Here is a 21,061-nt window from a genome sequence, read left to right as displayed (position 1 = left end):
CAACATATTTGATCTTAGATGATCTTACAAAAAGTCACGAGAGATGTCAACTTTTGTTTTCACCGTCCATTAGCTTTTTCATGGATTCCATTTGATTCATGAATTTTTTTGATTTTAAATAAAGACCTGAATACTCTTCATAATAATGATCGAGCACTTGACGAATTTCTTGTTTCGTCTGTGGTTTCACGTCAACCTGACCAAGCCTTGATAAATCAAAATAATGAAACAAACGGAGCAGTCTTGCTGCTGCTGGGGATAAGGGCAGTTTATATGGATCTTTAGAAAAGCATTGCCTACAGATGAATCCGTTATCTCTAATTGAGAAATGGAACTGCCCTTCTTTTTGACCGCAGTGTACACATTGGTCCAGTTCAGGCTTCAACCCCATCACTGACAGCATTTTAACCTCTACGATAAATAAAATAATATCAGCATCTGTGCCTTCATTGAGATGGCGTAAAGATTGAAGAAGAAGTTCAAACAAGTAAGGGTTTGGCTTCTTTTCTTCTGTTCCTTTATCAAGTAATTCTGTCATATATGCGGCATATGCGGTCAGAAATAAATCTTCCCGAATGGTCCGCATGCTTTCCATCATTTCACCTTGCTGGAGCGTTCCAAGTCCTGTTGATGATTGGATCAGGAAGGTTCCGTATAAAAACGGCTGGCTTATGGCTGACAGGCGGCTGTTCGATTTCTTAGCGCCTCTTGCCATCACACCAATTTTCCCATGTTCTCTAGTGAACAGCGTGACAATTTTGTTTGTTTCGCCATAATCTGTTGTTCTAAGGACGATTCCTTCACTTTTAATGAGCATTTGTCTACACTCCGAGCATTGGAGGGGGTCAAGAATTATAAGATTGGAAAATCAAGTCGTGCTATTTCTTCTTCAAGTACATCGGGTCTTTCCAGGTTCTCCTTTTCTAACTCTTTGAAAAGCAGATACGTGTCAACGCTTCCTGTTTGTGAAAATACGTTCCATGTAAAATTCAACATAAAAACCCCACCTTTCTTTATTAGAAGCAGCAACGCTACATCCAACATATTAATTTTATCTTGACCAGGCTACCTCCATTTCATGATAAACAATTTTTACTAATCGAACCGCACCATTGTCAGATCTACTAACAACTGTATAGGTTTTTAATATTCGTCTTCTCTAAATCCGAAATCACGAAGATGTGTGGATTTATTACGCCAGTCCTTCTGCACTTTTACCCAAAGCTCTAAATACACCTTTGAGCCTAAAAGTGCTTCAATGTCTCTGCGCGCTTTTTGTCCCACTTCTTTTAATAAGCTGCCGCGCTTACCAATCACAATCCCTTTTTGTGAATCACGTTCTACGACGATGGTCGCTGCAACATGAATCTTGCCGTTTTCATCTGGCTTGATCGATTCAATTGCAACCGCAATACTGTGAGGGATCTCTTCTCTCGTTAAATGCAGCACTTTTTCACGAATTAATTCAGAAATAATAAATCGCTCTGGGTGATCTGTTACTTGATCTGCCGGATAAAATTGAGGGCCTTCTGGAAGATAACCTTCAATTTGCTGAAGAAGCGTATCAATGTTGTTGCCTTCAAGTGCTGAAATTGGCACAATTTCCTTAAATGGGTAACGTGTGCGGTATTCATCAATTAAAAGGAACAGTTCATCCGGATGAATTTGGTCAATTTTATTGACGACAAGGAACACCGGTGTCGATGTTTGCTTTAGTCGTTCAATGATGAATTCATCACCTTTGCCATAGCCTTCCTGTGCGTTGATCATAAACAAGATCAGGTCGACTTCCTTGAGTGTATTTTGAGCCACCCTCATCATAAAATCGCCAAGTTTGTGCTTCGGTTTATGAATTCCTGGTGTATCGATAAAAATCGTTTGTGACGTGTTCGTTGTCAGAACACCTTGCACTTTGTTTCGAGTCGTTTGGGGCTTATCACTCATAATTGCAATCTTTTGTCCAATCACACGATTAAGAAAGGTCGATTTCCCTACATTTGGTCTTCCAATAATTGATACAAATCCTGATTTGAAGCTTTCGTTAGTCATTTAAATCCTCCGGTGAAAATGCGCCTGGCAATAGTTCGTTTACTGTCGTTTCGTATATATGTCCTTTTAAGTTCGTTAGAATCACTGGCATATCAGGTGCACATAGCTCTGAAATGACCTGTCTGCATGCGCCGCATGGTGAAACAGGCCGATCTGTATCAGCCACTACTGCAAGCATTTGAAAAGATGTGATGCCCTCTGAGTAAGCTTTAAAAAGTGCTGTTCTTTCCGCACAATTACACATACCATATGCTGCATTTTCAATATTGCAGCCGCCATACACTTTTCCGTCATGCGATAATAATGCTGCACCGACTTTGAATTTAGAATAGGGTACATATGCAAAATCTCTTGCTTTGACTGCTTCTGAAATCAACTCTTGTTTGTTCATTCTAGTTCCCACTTTCAGAAGAAATGGTACCACTGTCACATTTATATTTTACATAATTCACGTGACATTTTCACGCCCATTTCTAAAAATGTTAATAAATAGTAATATTGTTCTATTGCATGATCTTCGGTAAGAAGATGATCAACCCAATCATAACCGAAATGGCGGCGTAAACGCAAACAGCGCCTGCTGCGGCGTCCTTCGCTCTCTCAGCAAGAGGATGCTTCTCTTCTGTGAAAAGATCTACTGTATGTTCAATCGCTGTATTCACAAGTTCTAACGCAAACATCCCACCGCATAAAAGCAGAATGATCATCCATTCAACCGGATGAATGTGAAACCAAAAGCCGCAAATCACCACGATGATGGCTGCGACTGTGTGGAATCGAAAATTCCGTTCATTCAAGAAAGTTCGCCATATTCCTCTAAATGCATAATAAAAACTCCGAAAAAAACGGACAAGCGGCGTTCGCTTCTTACGATGATCTCGAAAGGCCATAATCATCCAAAATTTTTGTCTGTTTGGCGAACATTTCTTTTTCATCTTCTTCTGTCATATGATCATAACCAAGCAAATGAAGAAAACCATGAATCGTTAAAAATCCTAGCTCTCTCATAAAGGAATGTCCATATTCCTCTGCTTGCTCTTTCGTTCGATCAACACTAATGATAATGTCACCTAGTACCGGCGGAATGTCATCAGCACCAATGATTTCAATTTCCCCTTCGCCTTCTTCCTCAAGTGCAAATGAAATCACATCTGTTGGTGCATCTTTTCCTCGGTATTCTTTATTAATTTGATGAATTTCCTCATTCGAAACGATCGACACTGATACTTCCGCTTGATCTTTTACCTCAAGGGCATCCGCAGCAAATTGAAGAAGCTTTTCCACTTCTTCAAGCTGCTCTTTCGTTACTTGTCCTGTTTCATCTATTAAATCGATTAACAATGTCATTTACTTCACCTTCTGCTTCGGGGCATCTGGATATTCAATCCGAGAATGGAAAATCCCCTTTAATGTTGTACAAATTGTTTGGCTAATAATATTTAATTCTTTAAATGTCAGATCACATTCACTAAATTGTCCATCCTGCATCTTATCTGAAATAATGCCTTTCACAAGCTTTTCAATCCGCTCAGGGTTTGGATTATGCATCGAACGAACCGCCGCTTCCACGCTGTCAGCCACAGAAATAATGGCCGCTTCTTTCGATTGCGGTTTTGGACCAGGATAACGAAATTCTTCTTCTGTCACCTGATCATCCCGTTCTTTTGCCTTATAGTAAAAGAATTTCAGCAGGGACTTTCCGTGATGCTGTTCTGCAATGTCCACAAGTTCCTCTGGAAACTTCTTTTCTCTCAGCATTTCAGCACCATCTGTCGTATGGGCAATAATAATATTCTTGCTCAGCTGAGGAGAAAGCTTGTCGTGCGGATTATCAATGTTCATTTGGTTTTCAATAAAGTATTGTGGCCTTTTCGTTTTCCCAATGTCATGATAATAAGCTCCAACCCTTGCTAACAATCCATTTGCACCAACTGCTTCACATGCAGCATCCGCTAAATTCGCCACCATGACACTATGATGATATGTACCTGGTGTCTCTGTTAAGATCTTTTTCAGCAGCGGATGATTCGGGTTCGATAATTCAATAAGCTTCATGGTCGAAAGAATGCCAAACATGCTCTCAAAGACTGGCATTAACCCGATAACCAAAATAGCCGATGCAAACCCTGACACAATCGCCATGATGAGGTTTACACCTATTTCAAGCCCTGATGGAGAAGAATTTTGAATCAGCGTAATGGACAGCACAACAAGTACATTCACCAAAGCTACCCAAAGCCCCGCCTGCAAAATTTTCGATCTCGCATTATGTTTTCTCAAAAATAAAATCCCCGCCATCCCACTTATTAGATAATAAGCACAGATGACATAGTTAAAGACGCCTGTTACTCCTTGATTAAACATCATACTGCCGCAAAGGGCAAATACAAGGCCGGAGAAGATCGCCAGCCGCTCATTGATCAGCAGCTTAATCAGCATCGTACCAAGTGCAACAGGCACGACGTAGCCGATGGTTGTATATTTGGTTTCCTGGAAGAGACTGAATACTTCCATGATGATTAAAATAATGGTGAAAATAAGCGAGTACAGCAGTAACGATTTATTCTTATGGACGAGCGACTTTTTCCTCGATTCCAGTGAGTGGACAATCGCCGCTAAGAAAAGACCAATTAAGATGATAAGACCGCTTACAGGCTTAAACAAATTGGAGCTGTTTAAAAGGCCGGTCAGTTCTAATTTGCGATACACTTCGCGGTCAATGAGCTCTCCTTCTTCCACTAAAATTTGCCCTTGCTTAATTTGAACCGGCTGAATATTATCAGCTGCTTCTTGTCTTTTCTTCTCTGTTGCGACCGGGTCAAATACATAGTTTGGAATAATCGCAAATTCACCAATTTCTTTCGCTGCATTTAAATATTTTGACGGAATCGAATTGTTTTCAAGCTCTGCTTTCACTTGTTTTTTCTCATCTTGCAGCTTAGAAGCTGTGATTTCTTTACTCATGAGAGAATTGACCACTGTGATGATGGAGTCCTTTGTAAAAGAAAGGTTTTCGTCGCTTGCTTGGAGCAGTGCTTTAATCGATTGATCCGAAACAGCTTCTTGCATATCGGTTGTGAGTTTCTCTTTTACACGCTTCGCCATCTCTTGATCTGTTGGCGGGTTCTCTTTGTCATCAGCTGCTGCTTTCTTCTCTTCTTTAATGGCTTCAAAGAGGGATGAAATGAGGTCAACACGATTATCAGAATATGCTTTTTTGAGTGTATATTGGTCTTCCACTTGATCCGTTGCTTCTTGTTTCTTTTCTTCTGTTGCTTCTTGGTCATCAACGGTAGACGGAGAATAGATGGTCTGTTCGCTCACTGAAAACAAATCTAGGTCGAGCGATTCAGGTTTTACATGGAAGAAGAGCACCACAAACATGATGGCCGCTAAACCAGCGTATAGCAGTACGTTTAAATAGCGTGAGCGCTCCATTTTCTGAGGTTCTTTTTTAGACAGCAGCCTTTTGCGCTTACTGCCTTTCTGATTCTTTCTCAAGGAAAGTACCTCCTTTTTTACTTTAAACCACGATCGAAACAAAATGACCCGATTAAGGCGATCGGGTCACTCAGTTCATTTTTGCTTTTCGTATGCTCCAATGATCTTCGCCACAAGCGGGTGTCTGACCACATCTGTCTGATCTAATTCAATGAATGAGATACCCTTGATCTCAGCAAGCATGTCCTTTGCAGCTGCAAGGCCTGACTGCATACCTTTAGGCAAATCAATTTGTGTAATATCTCCTGTAATGACCATTTTAGAACCAAAGCCTAGTCTCGTCAAAAACATTTTCATTTGAGCTGGCGTTGTATTCTGCGCTTCATCTAAAATCACAAATGCATCATCAAGCGTCCGCCCTCTCATATAGGCAAGAGGGGCAATTTCAATCACTCCGCGCTCAATTAAACGTTCCGTATGATCACTACCAAGCACATCGTGCAAAGCATCATATAGCGGTCTTAAATAAGGATCGACTTTTTCTTTTAAATCTCCTGGCAAAAAGCCAAGACTTTCTCCTGCTTCAACAGCTGGCCTTGTCAGGATAATCCGTTTGACATGTCCATTTTTCAGGGCATGTACGGCGTTGACCACTGCCAAATACGTTTTACCTGTACCAGCAGGTCCAATCCCAAAGACCAGATCATCTTTTTTCATTGCCGCAGCATATTCACGCTGGCCGATCGTTTTGACTCTGATCGACTTTCCTTTGGCATTTTTCGTAATTTCATCTTCATACATATTTTCAAAATAATTGAGCTTGTCTTTTTGCGCCATTTTAATGGCATAGACGACATCCCGTTCAGAAATCTCAATTCCTTTACGAATGAGATGTAAGAGAGATGTAATCAAACGGCTCACAGTATCTCTTGATGCTTCCTGACCAGAAACATACACTTTCTCTCCACGTGTGATAATGGAGACATTCAGCTCGTTTTCCATCAGTTTCAGATAAGCATCTTGATTGCCAAATAAAGCAATGGCTTCGTTTGGGCTATCCAATTTTTGTTGAATCTCAAGTAAATGTTCTGTCATTCTCTAGTCTCCCTGAACAATAGGTGTTGGTTGAACAATATCTTCTATTACTTGGTAAAGGATGATTAACTTAACTTTACCATTCCCTGTTGTCTCGTGCAAAACTTTTTCACTTTTCACCTCACCTGTTTGACCTAGCTTTTCTTCTAATTCTTTTTTACCCATTTTAATCCCTGCTTGAACCGCTTCTTTATTTGTGTATTCTCGATTTATTTTTTCACTTTCTCGTGTGATTTCCTTTTCATAGGAGAACGGCAATTGCATATTCAAAAAATGAAGCGGGTGAACTTCTGTTTCTGTTTTCGGCTGCTGAAAATCATCTTTTTTAAAGGAAAATCCCCAAAATGGGATGGAGCCTCCAAACAAGGAGAGCTTGTGCTTTGTCTTCATTTTACCCGTAAAGACATCAAAAGATGTTCGGAGAGGGACAGAAACTTCAGATCGGTACCATGTTTCACCATAGATTTTCGCTTTAGCTCCGACCGTTTTTTTCTGATCTTCACTCCCAATTAAACCTGAGACGAGCATCTGCCCTTTTTTCACATGCTCATCGACCTGGGCAAGCGGTTCCCCCTTTTCTACATACATTCTCGTGATGACCGCCTTTTTCTTGGCAACGATGTGCTGAGGACTTGTATATTTCTCCTTTTCAGGTTCATTTTTTTCGACCACTTTCATTTGAAACGTCGTTCCGTTCAGTTCAACTCCGACCCATGTAATGCTCTGAATATTGGTCGTCAATGACTTTTGTATTTTTTCAGGTGTCCCCATGAGAAACTGAAACCGCCCTTTTTGTACCCCTATTTCGTCCAGATGCTTTCTCATTTGGTGTTCTGTTTCTGGATTCGCACCTTTAATCTCAATTTTCCACACCATATTTGAAAGAGCCAATATCGTCACTAGGAAAAAAGCCATCCCGAGGGTGAAGCCAATATTTCTTCTCGACCATAGAAGAAGAAACGGGAACCCTTTCTTTTGATGAAACGAACATTTCACCTCATGATGTCTGCGCACTTTTCTAAAGGCATGTACATCTGAGAGGCGAATAAATAAGCGCACGCTGTCTTGACGGCGGCTCACTTGAAAAATTGTGATCCCCTGTCTCGTGCACTCATTGATCAGCCGCTCAATACCGCTTCCTCTTATCTCCACTTCCACTCTGCCAATAAAATAGGCAAACCATTTGTTCTTCACGTTTCTCCCCTCCGTCAGTTAAGAATCAATATAACGGACCTCATCGATTTTCCCCTCTAATAAGATCTCTTCTGGCAAAATCGTTTTAATCACAAAGTCTTTTCCTGAAATAATGCACTGTCCTTGCTTGAGCATCAGCCTTACCTCTTGATCACTGAAAAGTAAAAGCCCTTTATGGTTCTCTATGTAAATATGGAGTCTGCCAACCATCGTAATACGGGGAAGATCCATCATCACGTCCGGAGGGATTTCAAGTGTTCTTGTCAGCCATGCTTTAAGTTGATTTTTTCTTTTTCCCATTCAATAAGAACCCCTTCCCACCTCATGTGTATGAGATCAAACTGAAAGATGGTGAGACTGATGAGAAAGTCTCTATATCATCCTATTCCTCAGCGGTTCATATCATGCTAATGAATCCCGTAAAACAGCCGTTTCATCATTTTTACTAAGAAAAGTCTCCATTACACAACAAAAAAGCCCCCTTAAGGATGAGGGGGCTTACTTCTTTATCTTTTATATGGTCGTTTCATCGTTCGATGCGGCTTTTTCGCACGAGGCTCTCCAAATACTTCACCAAGGATCATCCCTTGAACGACCGTATCTTGGTTGAGTTTCTCAATCATTTTCGGCTTCATTCCAACAGATGCTGCCTTTGGCCTTGTAAGTTCTCTTTCAAGCGATTGAAACTCTTTATTCAGCTCGCTTTTTCTTTCTTCCATTTCGGCAAGTGTAGCTGTATAACGATCCTGTAAGGACTGTGAACCTTGTTTCTTCATCCCGCCATGGTCATGTACATCGCCAAAATCGTCCAACTGGTCTGTTTTGACCGGGGCTGCTCGTGTTTGTTCTGCCTTCTTTTGAGGAGCCGGCTTTTGCTGCCGGTTATTTTGTTCCTTCTCCTCTTGTTTGCCGATTTTCCCAAAGACCGCAGAGATAATACCGATGATAATCGCTATTAGTAACGGATTTTCAAATAGAATGTCCAATGGGCTCCCTCCTTAAAGCGTGAGAGGATGCTTATTTGTTTTCATTATCAGATGGACCTTTTGTCATTTTGCCAAATGAATCTCTCATATCCGTATCAGCATCGATATTCTTAATGTTCATGTAGTCCATAACTCCAATATTACCTTCACGTAGTGCTTCGGCCATTGCAAGTGGTACTTCAGCCTCTGCTTCTACTACTTTCGCGCGCATTTCTTCAACTCTCGCACGCATTTCTTGTTCTTGTGCAACAGCCATCGCGCGGCGTTCTTCTGCTTTCGCCTGTGCAATGTTTTTGTCGGCTTCTGCTTGGTCTGTCTGCAGGATCGCCCCGATATTCTTACCGATATCAACATCTGCGATATCAATCGAGAGAATTTCAAATGCTGTACCTGAATCTAATCCTTTACCAAGAACCGTTTGAGAAATCATATCAGGATTTTCAAGAACCTTTTTATGATTATCTGATGAACCGATTGTCGAAACAATCCCTTCACCTACACGAGCAATGATCGTTTCTTCCCCTGCACCACCGACAAGTCTGTCAATGTTTGCACGAACTGTAATACGTGCTTTTGCTTTTACTTCAATCCCGTCCATCGCAACACCTGAGATAAATGGTGTTTCAATGACTTTAGGGTTTACACTCATTTGGACAGCTTCAAGTACGTCACGGCCTGCTAGGTCGATTGCCGCACAGCGAGCAAAGTTCAATTCGATATTCGCACGCTGAGCTGCGATCAGTGCGTTGACAACTCGGTCTACGTTACCACCTGCAAGATAGTGGCTTTCTAATTGGTTAATCGTCGCATCAAGACCTGCTTTATGCGCTTTGATGAGCGGGTTGACCACTCGGTTTGGAATCACTCGGCGAAGCCTCATTCCTACAAGTGTAAAAATGCTCACTCTTACGCCAGCCGCTAGGGCAGAAATCCACAGCATCACCGGTACAAAGGTGAAGAAGATCGATAGAACGATCAAACCTGCTGCGATAATCACAAATAATAGTAAAGTAGATGGATCCATTTTATTCCTCCTATAAAATCAGTATATCTATACTTTCCTCACGACAATGCGTGAGCCTTCCGCTTTCACAATTTTTACTTGTTCATCCTTATCGATAAAAGCACCTTCTGACACAACATCAATGCGCTCGTCACCGAATACAATCGTACCAGATGGACGAAGTGCTGTTGCTGTCACTGCGATTTGTCCTACAAGATCATCTCTTGTTTCATTTGAGACATAACCACTTTCTTTATTGGTTGAATCGGTTAAAATGAACTTTTTAAAAAATTTCATACGTTTCCCCAACACCTTTGTCAATAAAATAACTGCTATGATTGAAACAGCAGTGGCAATCAAGATGGAAATCGCCATTTCTGTAAAGCTTCCAGCTGCTAAAAATAAGCTGACAACGACACAGATTAGTCCAATGACACCCACGATTCCCCCTGGCAAAAATAATTCCAGAATGATCAACACAATCCCTGCCAAAAACAGGAACAATGTCTCATATCCTGCAAAACCTGCCACGAGATGACCATAAAAGAATAGAAGAAGCGCTGTGACTCCCATGGTGCCTGGGACCCCAAAGCCGGGAGAATATAATTCAACAATTAACCCTAAGCTCGCGATGGATAAAAGGATAGGAATGACGATCGGATGCGTGAGAAAACGCGCAACCTTTTCAGCAAAGCTCACTTCATCGTATTGAACAGAAGCATCTGCTAAGTTCAGCTTCTGAAGCAAGTCATCCAAATTTTTCGCTTCTCCTTCTGCATAACCGAACTGAAGTGCCCGATCTGTGTTAAAGGTCAGCAATTCTCCTTTTGGTGCACCAGCTTCTTTTGCGTCTATATCTACATCTGCCATCGCAAGAGCATATTTTGGATCACGCCCCTGCTTTTCAGCAGCGTCACTCATTTCAGCAAGCCATAGAGATTCAGATTTTTGATCGGCAGCGTTGCCTTCACCATCAATAATCGCAGCAGCCCCCATCTTTCCATTTGGGGTCATATAAATTTGATCGGCATTTAAGGCAATGAATGCCCCGGCTGAAAGCGCTCTATGATTCACAAACGCTGTCACTGGGATATCGGATGCACGAATGGTATCGGCTATTTCAAGCGCCGCATCGACTGCACCACCTGGTGTATTGATGTCGAGAATGATGTGCTTCGCCCGTTCCGACTTTGCCTGCTCAAATGATCGTTCAATGAATTTAGAAAGTCCTTTTTCTACTGTATCTTCAATTGGGATAACATGAACTTTCTGATCTGCTGATTTCGCGGTCAATTGAACCCCTAATAACAAGCATATTATAAAACAACTGAAGAGAGCAATAGAAATTTTCATTTTTTTCATCTATTTGGTGATCCCCCCTCTCTTTCTTTCATTTTACCGTTCCTTTACATACGTTACAAATGTATCATAGGTTTCATTTTTATATGACAGGTTTATGGAGGCATAAAAAAAGTACCCTTCTAACATGAGAAGGATACTTTTTTATTGAGACAGTTGCTCGCTGACAAGTCTGTTAATCACAGCACCATCAGCTTTACCTTTTACTTTTGGCATAATAGCGCTCATCACTTTACCCATATCAGCTTTCGATGAAGCACCGGTTTCGGCGATTGTTTCTTTCACAACCGCCTGCAGTTCTTCTTCAGAAAGCTGTTCAGGTAAATAAACGTCTAAAATGTCAATCTCTTTTTGAACTTTATCTACTAAATCTAAGCGATTAGCTTTCGAAAATTCATGGAGGGAGTCTTTACGTTGCTTAATCTCGCGGGAAAGGACGGTTAGTTCCTCATCTCCGGTCAAACTGTCTTTCTTAAGCTTTATTGCTTCATTTTGCAGTGAAGCCTTTACCATACGAATGACAAGAAGCTTGTCTTTCTCTCGGTTTTTCATAAAAAGCTTCATATCAGAATTTAATTGCTCAAGAAGACTCATAAAATCCACCCTCTTTAGAATTTACGTTTTCTAGCAGCTTCAGACTTTTTCTTACGCTTTACGCTAGGCTTTTCATAAAATTCACGCTTTCTTGCTTCTTGCAATGTTCCAGTTTTGGATACACTGCGTTTAAAGCGACGAAGAGCATCTTCAAGCGATTCGTTTTTTCTAACGACCGTTTTTGACATTCTCTTTCCCTCCCTCCGAATACACCAATCGACTGCATTAAAAAAAGATATACATGCAAAACATGTACCTAGACATTATAATATAAGCCTAGGTTGAGGTCAACTAAGTGATTTGGAAATATATTTTCGTCATGAGCAGGTAGACAAGTCCATATATTCATTGGTAAGAGGAGGACTTTTCTATGATGGCGATCATTTATTTTTGTGCACTTATTTTCATTTTTTTATGGGCAATGGGTTTGCTTAGGAAAGGATTAATGACGCTCACGTCGTCTCGTATTGAGAAATCTCTTCTTCTCTTTACAGATCATCCAGTCAAAGCATTCTTGGTCAGTATTGTGTTTACAGGGGTTCTTCAAAGCAGTTCGGCGTTTATGGTCATCGTTATCGGCTTTGTGAGTACAGGCATTCTCACGTTTAAAAAATCCATACCCATGATTTTTGGAACGAATATCGGCTCAACATTTACGACAGAATTTATTGCCATTAAGATGGACGTGTTTATGTGGGTTCTGATTGCAGCTGGTCTTTTATGTATCATTTTGGGCAGGAAGTCTTTTCGATATGCAGGAAAAAGTTTATTTGGGCTTGGCATGATCTTTTTTTGTATTCAAGGTTTTTCAAAAATTGCAGGTATGATGACCAGTCAGCCAGAGACACTACGTTTCCTTGAAATGATGCAGCACTCCGATTGGACAGCTCTTCTCTCTGGTACAGTGCTCACGGCGATTGTTCATTCAAGTTCTGTATGTATCGGTATTTTGATGGGATTTATGAATGAAGGGACTGTCGCTCTAAAAGAAGGCATCAGCTTTGTTTTAGGATCCAATATCGGAACATGTATTACTGCCGTGATGGCTGCTATCTCTGGCGGTTATGCAGCCCGTCAAACCGCGTATGCACACGTCGTGTTTAATGTTCTAGGTGTTCTTTTATGTCTTCCTTTTCTCACCTTTATCACAGAGTTTGTTGTACTTTTAGCAAGCTCTCCTGCCCAGCAGATTGCGCACTTTAGTCTGCTGTTTAATGTTGCAAGTTCTCTCCTCTTTTTCCCGTTCATCCGCCCTTTTTACGCCTTGATTTTGTTCCTTCTTCCGAATCGGTCAACATAAAAGAAACCGGCTTGCCTAATGGCTGCCGGTTTTTCATTCATTATGAGGTCATTCTCACTTGATCCGTCTGCACGTCATCACTTATACGTACGAATTGTCCTTCGTTATAAGGATAACCTGCTTTCGTAATCTTCACTTTCACCAAACGGCCGATCATGTCCTCTGTTCCTTCAAATACGACCTTCATGTAGTTATCAGTATATCCTACATACAGATTGTGCGTTCCGTCTTGTTCTTTGAAGGATTCTTCTGGAATAATCTCTAAGACGTCGCCTTCATATGCCGATGCATATTCTTTCGCAAGCTGATCAGAAAGAGCAATGAGGCGGTGAACGCGTTCGTTTTTCACATTCTCATCTACTTGATCTTCCATTCTTGCAGCAGGCGTACCTGTCCGTTTGCTGTAAGGGAACACATGGAGCTCAGAGAATTGATGGTCTTTGACAAAATTGTATGTTTCCATAAATTCTTCTTCTGTTTCTCCTGGGAATCCAACGATCACATCTGAAGTGACAGCAAGACCTGGCAATGCTTTTTTGAGCTTCATTAAACGCTCTGCAAAGAATTCCATTGTGTATTTACGGCGCATTCTTTTCAGTACAGTATTAGAGCCAGATTGAAGCGGAATGTGCAAGTGTCTCACAATTTTATCTGACTGATCGAGCACTTCAATCACTTCGTCTGTAATTTGACTTGCTTCAATGGATGAAATGCGGATTCGTTTTAATCCCGCCACACGTTCATCTAATTCTTTCAGAAGCTTAGCAAAGTTATAATCCTTTAAATCTTCACCGTATCCACCTGTATGAATACCTGTTAATACAATTTCTTTGTAGCCAGCATCGACAAGCTGCTGCGCTTGATTGATGACTTCTTCTGGATCGCGAGAACGCAGTAATCCGCGAGCCCAAGGGATAATGCAGAATGTACAGAAATTGTTACAGCCTTCTTGGATTTTTAATGAAGCACGTGTTCTGTCAGTAAACGCAGGAACATCTAGTTCTTCAAAGACCCGTGCTTTCATGATATTGCCAACTCCATTGATCGGCTGTCTTTCTCTTCTGTATTCTTCAATATAACCAAGCAGTTTATGTCTGTCTTGTGTGCCAACCACAATATCAACACCAGGAATCGCCATAATTTCTGCCGGAGACGTTTGTGCGTAACAGCCTGTTACACAAATGACACCATCCGGATTATGACGAATGGCTCTTCTAATGACTTGGCGGCTTTTTTTATCGCCTGTATTGGTGACGGTACATGTATTAATGACATATACGTCTGCTTTTGATTCATAATCTTTTCTTTCATAGCCAGCTTCTTTAAACAGTTGCCAGATGGCTTCTGTTTCGTAGTGATTGACCTTACAGCCAAGTGTATGGAACGCTACTGTTCCCATCATGATTCACCTCTTAATAACTCTGTTTGATAAGATATAGCAGAAAGCGCGTAAAGAGGAGCTGTTTCTGTTCTTAAAATGCGTGGTCCAAGCCCGCAAATGACTGCACCATGCGCTTCAAGTTCTTCAATCTCCTTTTCTGCTAAACCGCCTTCTGGACCAAAAACCACTAATAAGGTTTGTCCGCCCTTCATCTGTTGGAGCACCGTTTGAAACCGGCTTTGCTCGCCTTCTTTCGATGATTCTTCGTATGCAACGACACATTTATCGAATTCACCGGCCAGTTGAATCAGCTCTTTAAATGTTGATACTGGATGAACGCGCGGAATGATATTCCGGTAAGACTGCTCGGCAGCTTCTTTCGCAATTTTTTCCCAGCGATCTCGTTTTTTTAATGACTTTTTTTGGTCAAGTTTTGTAATCGAACGAGTCGCTTGAAACGGAATAAAAGCACTTGCGCCAAGCTCGGTGCCTTTTTGGATAATCCATTCAAGCTTATCCCCTTTTGGCAGACCGCTTGCAATCGTCACCTTGATCGGAAGTTCTCGATTCTGATTCGTCCAGCCTTCCAAGTGACAAATCACTTCTTCCTTTGTTATTGTATCAATTTTACTGAGCGCTTCAAAGCCGTCTGTCGTTAAGCAAAGGATGTCTTCTCCTGCTTTCATCCGCATGACGTTTGCAAGGTGATGAACATCTTCACCCTTTATGACGATGTTTCCCTTTTCCGTCACTTCTTCTTTTGTGAGGTCGATAAAATATCGTTGCATACGTGTCCTGACACCTACTCGCTTTATTTTTTCGCTATAATGCTGACCCAATCTTCCATTGACAGCACTTCAACAATCTCAAAACCGGCTTCTTCTAAAGCCGCTTTGACTTGTAATTTCTTTTGTCCGATAATGCCTGATGTAATAAAGTAACCGTCTTTCTTCAATAGATCATACGCTTGATCTGTAAAGCGCAAGATGACCTCTGCAAGGATGTTGGCCACAATCACATCGCGTTCACCTGAAATCCCATCAAGTAAATTGTTTTGTTTTACCGTTACTTGGTCGCTCACACCATTTAATTCGATGTTCTGCTTTGCACTTTCCACTGCAACGGTGTCGAGATCAAATGCATGAATGTCTTTTGCACCGAGCATTGCAGCGGCAACACTTAAAATGCCAGATCCTGTTCCAACGTCAATCACCGTGTCGTTTTCCTTCACATAGCGCTCAAGCGCCTGAATGCAAAGAACCGTTGTTGGATGTGTACCGGTTCCAAATGCCATTCCAGGGTCCATTTCGATGATCAATTCATCAGAATGAACGGGTGTGTACTCTTCCCATGTTGGGACGATGGTAAATTTCTCAGAGATTTTCACAGGATGATAGTATTTCTTCCATGCAGTCGCCCATTCTTCTTCGTTTACTTCACAAATTGACAGTGTATTTCGTCCAAGGTCAATATCGTATAGAAGAAGATTGTTGATGGCTTCTTTGATCTCATCTACCGTTTCCATCAAAAAGCTATTCATCGGAAGGTAGGCTTTGACGATAACCCCTTCCTCAGGATAATCATTCGGATCGAGCTGGTAGATCTCACCGTATACATTTTCACGTTCCTTGACTAAATCAAGCGGGTCCTCAATCACGACACCACTTGCACCTGCTTCATGCAAAATATTGGTGATCGGTTCCACCGCTTCATTTGTTGTATGGACGCTAATTTCTGACCACTTCAATACTACCAACTCCTTATCCGTCTTACTCGCCTTTAAATGCGCGTTTCACCTTATCGAAAAAGCTCATTTCTTGTTCGTCCGGTTTATTTCCGCTCACTTCAGCAAATTTTCTAATGATATCTTTTTGATTTTCAGTTAAATTCGTCGGTGTTACGACGCGTACAACGATATGCTGATCGCCTTGACCATAACCGCGTACATTTTTTACACCTTTTCCTTTGAGTCTAAACTTCGTACCCGTTTGTGTGCCCGCGGGAACTTTTAATTTGACTTTCCCATGTAATGTCGGCACTTCAATTTCATCACCTAGTGCAGCCTGCGCAAAGGTAAGCGGCATTTCGCAGTAGATGTCATCTCCATCTCGTTCGAAGAATTCATGCGCCCTCACATGGAAAACAACAAATAGATCGCCTGGAGGTCCTCCATTTACACCTGGTTCACCTTGACCAGATACTCTAAGCTGCTGACCATCGTCCACACCTGCTGGGATCGTCACATTGATTTTCTTACGCTTACGCACTTTACCAGATCCACCACATGTTGAACACTTATGTTCAATTTGTTTACCAGTTCCGCTACAGTAGTTACATACTCTGCGGTTGACTACTTTACCAAATGGCGTGGATTGCTCGACATTTAGTTGACCTGATCCGCCACAATGTGAGCATGTCTTCGCCTGTGTTCCAGGTTTTGCACCTGATCCATGACACGTTTCACATGATTCCTCGCGGGGAATCTCGATCGTTGCTTCTTTCCCAAATGCCGCTTCTTCAAATGAAAGGGTCATTGTATATTGAAGGTCCGCTCCTTGACGCGGTGCATTTGGATCTCTTCTTCTGGCTCCGCCGCCAAAAATACTAGAGAAGATGTCATCAAAGCCGCCGAAGCCGCCAAAGTCTCCTCCACCGCCAAATCCGCCGCCACCAAATCCTTGGTTTGGATCGGTGTGACCGAACTGGTCATAATGTGAACGTTTTTGATCGTCAGAAAGGGTTTCATAGGCTTCTTTTACTTCTTTGAATTTATCATCTGAGCCAGCTTCTTTATTAATATCAGGGTGATACTTTTTTGAAAGCTTGCGGTATGCCTTTTTGATTTCGTCCTTTGAGGCGCTCTTACTCACGCCAAGCACTTCATAGTAATCACGCTTACTCATCTCTTCACACTCCCGATTTTCTCACATAAATACGATTGTATCATTTTAAATTGATCTTTTTCAATTCCTTTTCATCGTTGAAAAGAAAAAAGTCAAAGCCAAGAGATCCTGACTTTGACTTTCTGACGAGTACGTTTCAGCAGTCTTTTTCAAAAGTAAAGGTGATTATTTTTTCTCTTGATCGTCGTTTACTTCTTCGTATTCTGCATCCACTACATTGTCATCTGCTTTTTGAGCACCTTCAGCGCCTTCTTGCTGAGCTTGTGCTTGTTTTGCAGCTTCTTCATAGAGCTTTGTCGTTAATTCTTGAACGATTGTTTGTAGCTCATCTTTTTTCGCTTTAATGTCTTCAAGCTCGCCTTTTTCGATCGCAGCTTTTAGCGCATCTTTTGCATCATTCGCTTTTTTCACTTGCTCTTCATCGATTTTGCCTTCAAGATCTTTTAATGTTTTTTCTGTTGTAAACACTAATTGATCTGCTTCATTGCGCACTTCGATTTCTTCTTTTTTCTTTGCATCTGCTTCAGCATTTTCTTCTGCTTCTTTGACCATTTTTTCGATCTCATCATCAGAAAGACCTGAAGAAGATTTGATTGTGATGTTTTGTTCTTTTCCAGTACCCATATCTTTCGCACGTACGTTTACGATACCGTTTTTATCGATATCAAAAGATACTTCGATTTGTGGTACGCCGCGTGGTGCTGGCGGGATATCAGTCAATTGGAAACGACCTAATGTTTTGTTGTCTGCTGCCATTGGACGCTCACCTTGTAAGACGTGAATGTCTACAGCAGTTTGGTTGTCAGCAGCCGTTGAGAATACTTGAGATTTACTTGTTGGAATGGTTGTATTACGTTCAATCAGCTTTGTGAATACGCCGCCCATTGTTTCAATTCCTAAAGAAAGTGGTGTGACGTCAAGAAGAACAACGTCTTTGACATCTCCTGTGATAACTCCACCTTGAATTGCCGCACCAAGTGCAACCACTTCATCAGGGTTTACGCCTTTATGAGGCTCTTTACCTGTTTCTTTTTTGATTGCTTCTTGTACTGCAGGAATACGAGTTGATCCACCAACAAGGATGACTTTATCAATCTCACTAGCAGATAGACCTGCATCTTTCAGTGATTGACGTACAGGTGTCATTGTACGCTCTACAAGGTCTGCAGAAAGCTCTTCGAATTTAGCTCGCGTTAGCGTTAATTCTAGGTGAAGAGGACCTGCATCTCCAGCTGTGATAAATGGCAGTGAGATTTGTGTAGATGATACACCAGAAAGATCTTTTTTCGCTTTTTCAGCAGCATCTTTTAAACGCTGAAGCGCCATTTTATCTTTAGAAAGATCAATGCCGTTTTCTTTTTTGAACTCAGCCACTAGATGATCGATGATGACTTGGTCAAAATCGTCTCCACCTAGACGGTTGTCCCCAGCAGTTGAGCGTACTTCAAAGACGCCGTCTCCAAGCTCAAGGACTGATACGTCAAATGTACCGCCACCAAGGTCATATACAAGGATCGTTTGATCTTCATCTGTTTTATCTAAACCATAAGCAAGTGCAGCTGCTGTTGGTTCGTTGATGATACGTTCTACTTCAAGACCAGCAATTTTACCAGCATCTTTTGTTGCTTGGCGCTCTGCATCGTTGAAGTAAGCAGGAACTGTAATAACCGCTTTTGTTACTTCTTCGCCAAGATAAGCTTCAGCGTAAGATTTAAGATGTTGAAGGATGATTGCAGAGATTTCCTGCGGCGTGTAGTTCTTGCCCTCAACTTCTACTTTATAATCTGTACCCATATGTCTTTTAACAGACATGATGGTGTTTGGGTTTGTAATTGATTGACGTTTCGCTACTTCACCTACTTGGCGCTCTCCATTTTTAAAAGCGACAACAGATGGTGTTGTACGTGCTCCTTCAGCGTTTGCAATAACTTTTGGCTCGCCGCCTTCGAGTACTGCAACGCATGAGTTTGTTGTTCCTAAGTCAATACCAATGATTTTACTCATATTCGATGACCTCCCATTATGTAGTTATTGATTTACTTTTACCATTGATGGACGAATAACTCGGTCTTTGAGTTTATAGCCCTTTTGCAATTCTTCTACAACGATGTTTGAATCGTAGTTTTCATCTTCAACTTGCATGACGGCTTGATGAAGGTTTGGATCGAACTCTTTGCCGACAGCTTCAATTGGTTCAACGCCTTCATTTTTCAACGCTTCTACCAGCTGGCGGTAGACCATTTGCATACCTTCTAACAAACTTTTCGTCTGCTCATTGTCTGGATCGATTCCAAGCGCTCTTTCAAAGTTGTCGAGAGCTGGGAGAAGGTCGCTGACAACATGTTGAGAACGATATTTTTGCACGGTCTCCACTTCAGTTCGAGCACGGCGTTTATAGTTTTCAAAATCTGCTTGAACACGCAGAATTTTGTTTTCTTTTTCATCTAGAAGCTGCTGCAATTCATCAATCTTCTCTTGGAAGGCAGACTGTTCATCGTGCTTTACTTCCTCAGTTTCTGCTTGAACTGCTTCTTCTTGTGCTTCAACCTCTGCTGCTTGCTCAGGTGTCTGTTTTTCTTCTGACATTGTGTTCACCTCCCTCAAAAGATTCAATTATACGAAGGGGCTGTGCCCCCACCTTTTATCACCCTACTCATCATACAAATTGGAAAGTGCGTTTGACAAGTCTTTTGATACATGATGCAAAAGACTAACGACTCGCCCGTAATCCATACGGGTTGGACCAATGACAGCGATGGAGCCGAGTGATTTTTGATCAATCGCATAAGTTGCTGTGATTAAACTGCAGTTCTCCATTGCTTCCAAATTGTTTTCTGAACCGATTTTAATGGTGATTCCTTGCTGATTTGGATGAAACAGCTGCATGACATCGTTCTTTTGTTCAATCAGCATCATGAGTGAACGAATGCGGTCAATGTCATGAAACTCTGGCTGGTTCAACATATTAATCTTCCCGCCAAAGAAAAGTTTTGATTCATTTTGTGTTGAAGTGAATGTGTTACCAAGTGCATCTAAAATATGATCATAGTCTTTTAAATGCGTGCGAAGGAGCATCACTACTTCTTTATACATCCTGTCCTTCAGCTGATCCATCGGGACTCCGGCTAAGCGGCTGTTTAAAATATTCATTAGCTTCTCAATATCGGAGACATCAAGATGCTCAGAGAAGGTAATGGTTTTGTTTTCAACATGCCCGCTGTCTGTAATCATAATCGCTACTGCTTTATTAGGCTGGACAGGGACAAGCTGAATTTGCTTCAATCGATTTTCACTTAGCTTTGGACCAAGGACAATCGATGTGTAGTTTGTGAGATCTGATAAAATTTCCGCCGATTTTTGAACTGTTTTTTCCAGCTCAAAAATTTTCTCCTGAAATACTGACTGGATGAGCACAAGCTCTTTAGATGACAGTTTTCGCGGAGAGAGCAAATGATCTACATAATAACGATATCCTTTTTCGGAAGGAATTCTTCCTGATGAAGAATGGGTCTTTTCAATAAAACCGAGTTCCTCCAAATCAGCCATTTCGTTTCTAATCGTCGCAGAGCTGAATGTAATGTCTTCTTTTTTGGAAAGAGTCCTTGATCCAACTGGCTGCGCCGAACGAATAAAGTCATTAATAATGACTTGTAGAATCAAAAGCTGACGATTTGTTAACATCATCATCACCCCTGTTAGCACTCTCTTTCAACGAGTGCTAATTGTATAAACAAAATTACCAAACTCAAATTAAAA

At 41.4% G+C, this 21,061-nt stretch carries 23 protein-coding genes; 1 reads left to right on the top strand and 22 read right to left on the bottom strand.

The window, feature by feature from the left end; translation table 11 throughout:
• Window positions 1-46 precede the first annotated feature (46 nt).
• The 15 genes from recO to rpsU all read right to left on the bottom strand — a co-directional run bounded on the left by recO (window position 47) and on the right by rpsU (window position 11,909).
• On the bottom strand, window positions 47-817 hold the full coding sequence (gene recO, locus ACSBQP_RS01155) for a DNA repair protein RecO (RefSeq protein ID WP_060781201.1): 771 nt from the start codon (window positions 815-817) through the stop codon (window positions 47-49).
• 35 nt (window positions 818-852) lie between these two features.
• A complete protein-coding gene (locus tag ACSBQP_RS01150; RefSeq protein WP_008342408.1) occupies window positions 853-996 on the bottom strand; it encodes a YqzL family protein in 144 nt (47 codons plus the stop codon).
• A gap of 147 nt (window positions 997-1,143) precedes the next feature.
• Complete coding sequence (gene era, locus ACSBQP_RS01145) at window positions 1,144-2,049, bottom strand: GTPase Era (RefSeq protein WP_007501305.1); 906 nt, start codon at window positions 2,047-2,049, stop codon at window positions 1,144-1,146.
• Window positions 2,042-2,440, bottom strand: coding sequence for a cytidine deaminase (locus ACSBQP_RS01140; RefSeq protein WP_008342410.1), 399 nt, complete (start codon window positions 2,438-2,440; stop codon window positions 2,042-2,044). The genes era and ACSBQP_RS01140 overlap by 8 nt, the downstream gene beginning before the upstream one ends.
• A 112-nt stretch (window positions 2,441-2,552) precedes the next feature.
• Window positions 2,553-2,939 (bottom strand): diacylglycerol kinase family protein, encoded by a 387-nt coding sequence (locus ACSBQP_RS01135; protein ID WP_008342413.1) that lies wholly within the window; start codon window positions 2,937-2,939, stop codon window positions 2,553-2,555.
• Window positions 2,917-3,396 (bottom strand): rRNA maturation RNase YbeY, encoded by a 480-nt coding sequence (ybeY, locus tag ACSBQP_RS01130; protein ID WP_017358013.1) that lies wholly within the window; start codon window positions 3,394-3,396, stop codon window positions 2,917-2,919. Before ybeY ends, ACSBQP_RS01135 begins: the two co-directional genes overlap by 23 nt.
• Window positions 3,397-5,511, bottom strand: a complete 2,115-nt coding sequence (locus ACSBQP_RS01125) for an HD family phosphohydrolase (protein ID WP_407969087.1) — start codon at window positions 5,509-5,511, stop codon at window positions 3,397-3,399.
• 114 nt (window positions 5,512-5,625) lie between these two features.
• Window positions 5,626-6,585 carry a PhoH family protein gene (locus tag ACSBQP_RS01120; protein WP_008342419.1) on the bottom strand — a complete coding sequence of 320 codons (960 nt, stop codon included), beginning with the start codon at window positions 6,583-6,585 and terminating at the stop codon, window positions 5,626-5,628.
• A 3-nt stretch (window positions 6,586-6,588) separates the two neighbouring features.
• Window positions 6,589-7,779 (bottom strand): sporulation protein YqfD, encoded by a 1,191-nt coding sequence (gene yqfD, locus ACSBQP_RS01115; RefSeq protein ID WP_041090989.1) that lies wholly within the window; start codon window positions 7,777-7,779, stop codon window positions 6,589-6,591.
• 18 nt (window positions 7,780-7,797) lie between these two features.
• Window positions 7,798-8,079 carry a sporulation protein YqfC gene (yqfC, locus tag ACSBQP_RS01110; RefSeq protein ID WP_003217398.1) on the bottom strand — a complete coding sequence of 94 codons (282 nt, stop codon included), beginning with the start codon at window positions 8,077-8,079 and terminating at the stop codon, window positions 7,798-7,800.
• A 206-nt stretch (window positions 8,080-8,285) separates the two neighbouring features.
• Window positions 8,286-8,765 (bottom strand): hypothetical protein, encoded by a 480-nt coding sequence (locus ACSBQP_RS01105; protein WP_052320623.1) that lies wholly within the window; start codon window positions 8,763-8,765, stop codon window positions 8,286-8,288.
• Between the two features lie 31 nt (window positions 8,766-8,796).
• Window positions 8,797-9,789, bottom strand: a complete 993-nt coding sequence (gene floA, locus ACSBQP_RS01100; protein WP_007501317.1) for a flotillin-like protein FloA — start codon at window positions 9,787-9,789, stop codon at window positions 8,797-8,799.
• A 27-nt stretch (window positions 9,790-9,816) separates the two neighbouring features.
• Window positions 9,817-11,130, bottom strand: a complete 1,314-nt coding sequence (locus ACSBQP_RS01095) for an NfeD family protein (protein ID WP_017358017.1) — start codon at window positions 11,128-11,130, stop codon at window positions 9,817-9,819.
• A 141-nt stretch (window positions 11,131-11,271) separates the two neighbouring features.
• Window positions 11,272-11,721: a GatB/YqeY domain-containing protein gene (locus ACSBQP_RS01090; protein ID WP_017358018.1), complete on the bottom strand. Its 450-nt coding sequence runs from the start codon at window positions 11,719-11,721 to the stop codon at window positions 11,272-11,274.
• Between the two features lie 14 nt (window positions 11,722-11,735).
• Window positions 11,736-11,909 carry a 30S ribosomal protein S21 gene (gene rpsU / locus ACSBQP_RS01085; protein ID WP_003152957.1) on the bottom strand — a complete coding sequence of 58 codons (174 nt, stop codon included), beginning with the start codon at window positions 11,907-11,909 and terminating at the stop codon, window positions 11,736-11,738.
• Between the two features lie 182 nt (window positions 11,910-12,091).
• Here rpsU and ACSBQP_RS01080 point away from each other — a divergent pair, with 182 nt between their 5' ends.
• On the top strand, window positions 12,092-13,021 hold the full coding sequence (locus ACSBQP_RS01080; protein ID WP_017358019.1) for a Na/Pi symporter: 930 nt from the start codon (window positions 12,092-12,094) through the stop codon (window positions 13,019-13,021).
• A 40-nt stretch (window positions 13,022-13,061) separates the two neighbouring features.
• Here the strand turns inward: ACSBQP_RS01080 and mtaB are convergent, their stop codons facing one another.
• The 7 genes from mtaB to hrcA form a co-directional block, all read right to left on the bottom strand.
• Complete coding sequence (mtaB, locus tag ACSBQP_RS01075; RefSeq protein ID WP_048001527.1) at window positions 13,062-14,420, bottom strand: tRNA (N(6)-L-threonylcarbamoyladenosine(37)-C(2))-methylthiotransferase MtaB; 1,359 nt, start codon at window positions 14,418-14,420, stop codon at window positions 13,062-13,064.
• On the bottom strand, window positions 14,420-15,190 hold the full coding sequence (locus ACSBQP_RS01070; protein WP_035390848.1) for a 16S rRNA (uracil(1498)-N(3))-methyltransferase: 771 nt from the start codon (window positions 15,188-15,190) through the stop codon (window positions 14,420-14,422). Before ACSBQP_RS01070 ends, mtaB begins: the two co-directional genes overlap by 1 nt.
• Window positions 15,191-15,213: 23 nt before the next feature.
• Complete coding sequence (prmA, locus tag ACSBQP_RS01065; protein WP_048001526.1) at window positions 15,214-16,149, bottom strand: 50S ribosomal protein L11 methyltransferase; 936 nt, start codon at window positions 16,147-16,149, stop codon at window positions 15,214-15,216.
• A gap of 22 nt (window positions 16,150-16,171) precedes the next feature.
• The gene (dnaJ, locus tag ACSBQP_RS01060) at window positions 16,172-17,305 is read right to left on the bottom strand and encodes a molecular chaperone DnaJ (protein WP_008342467.1); all 1,134 of its coding nucleotides are present in this window, start codon (window positions 17,303-17,305) and stop codon (window positions 16,172-16,174) included.
• 165 nt (window positions 17,306-17,470) lie between these two features.
• Window positions 17,471-19,309, bottom strand: a complete 1,839-nt coding sequence (dnaK, locus tag ACSBQP_RS01055) for a molecular chaperone DnaK (RefSeq protein WP_008342469.1) — start codon at window positions 19,307-19,309, stop codon at window positions 17,471-17,473.
• A gap of 24 nt (window positions 19,310-19,333) precedes the next feature.
• Complete coding sequence (gene grpE, locus ACSBQP_RS01050) at window positions 19,334-19,891, bottom strand: nucleotide exchange factor GrpE (RefSeq protein WP_008342471.1); 558 nt, start codon at window positions 19,889-19,891, stop codon at window positions 19,334-19,336.
• Between the two features lie 63 nt (window positions 19,892-19,954).
• Window positions 19,955-20,986 (bottom strand): heat-inducible transcriptional repressor HrcA, encoded by a 1,032-nt coding sequence (hrcA, locus tag ACSBQP_RS01045; RefSeq protein ID WP_008342473.1) that lies wholly within the window; start codon window positions 20,984-20,986, stop codon window positions 19,955-19,957.
• Window positions 20,987-21,061: the final 75 nt, after the last annotated feature.

The organism is Bacillus sp. G402, assembly GCF_051172515.1.
GTDB classification, from domain to species: Bacteria; Bacillota; Bacilli; order Bacillales; family Bacillaceae; genus Bacillus; species Bacillus altitudinis.
This window is presented reverse-complemented; position numbering and strand designations above follow the sequence as displayed.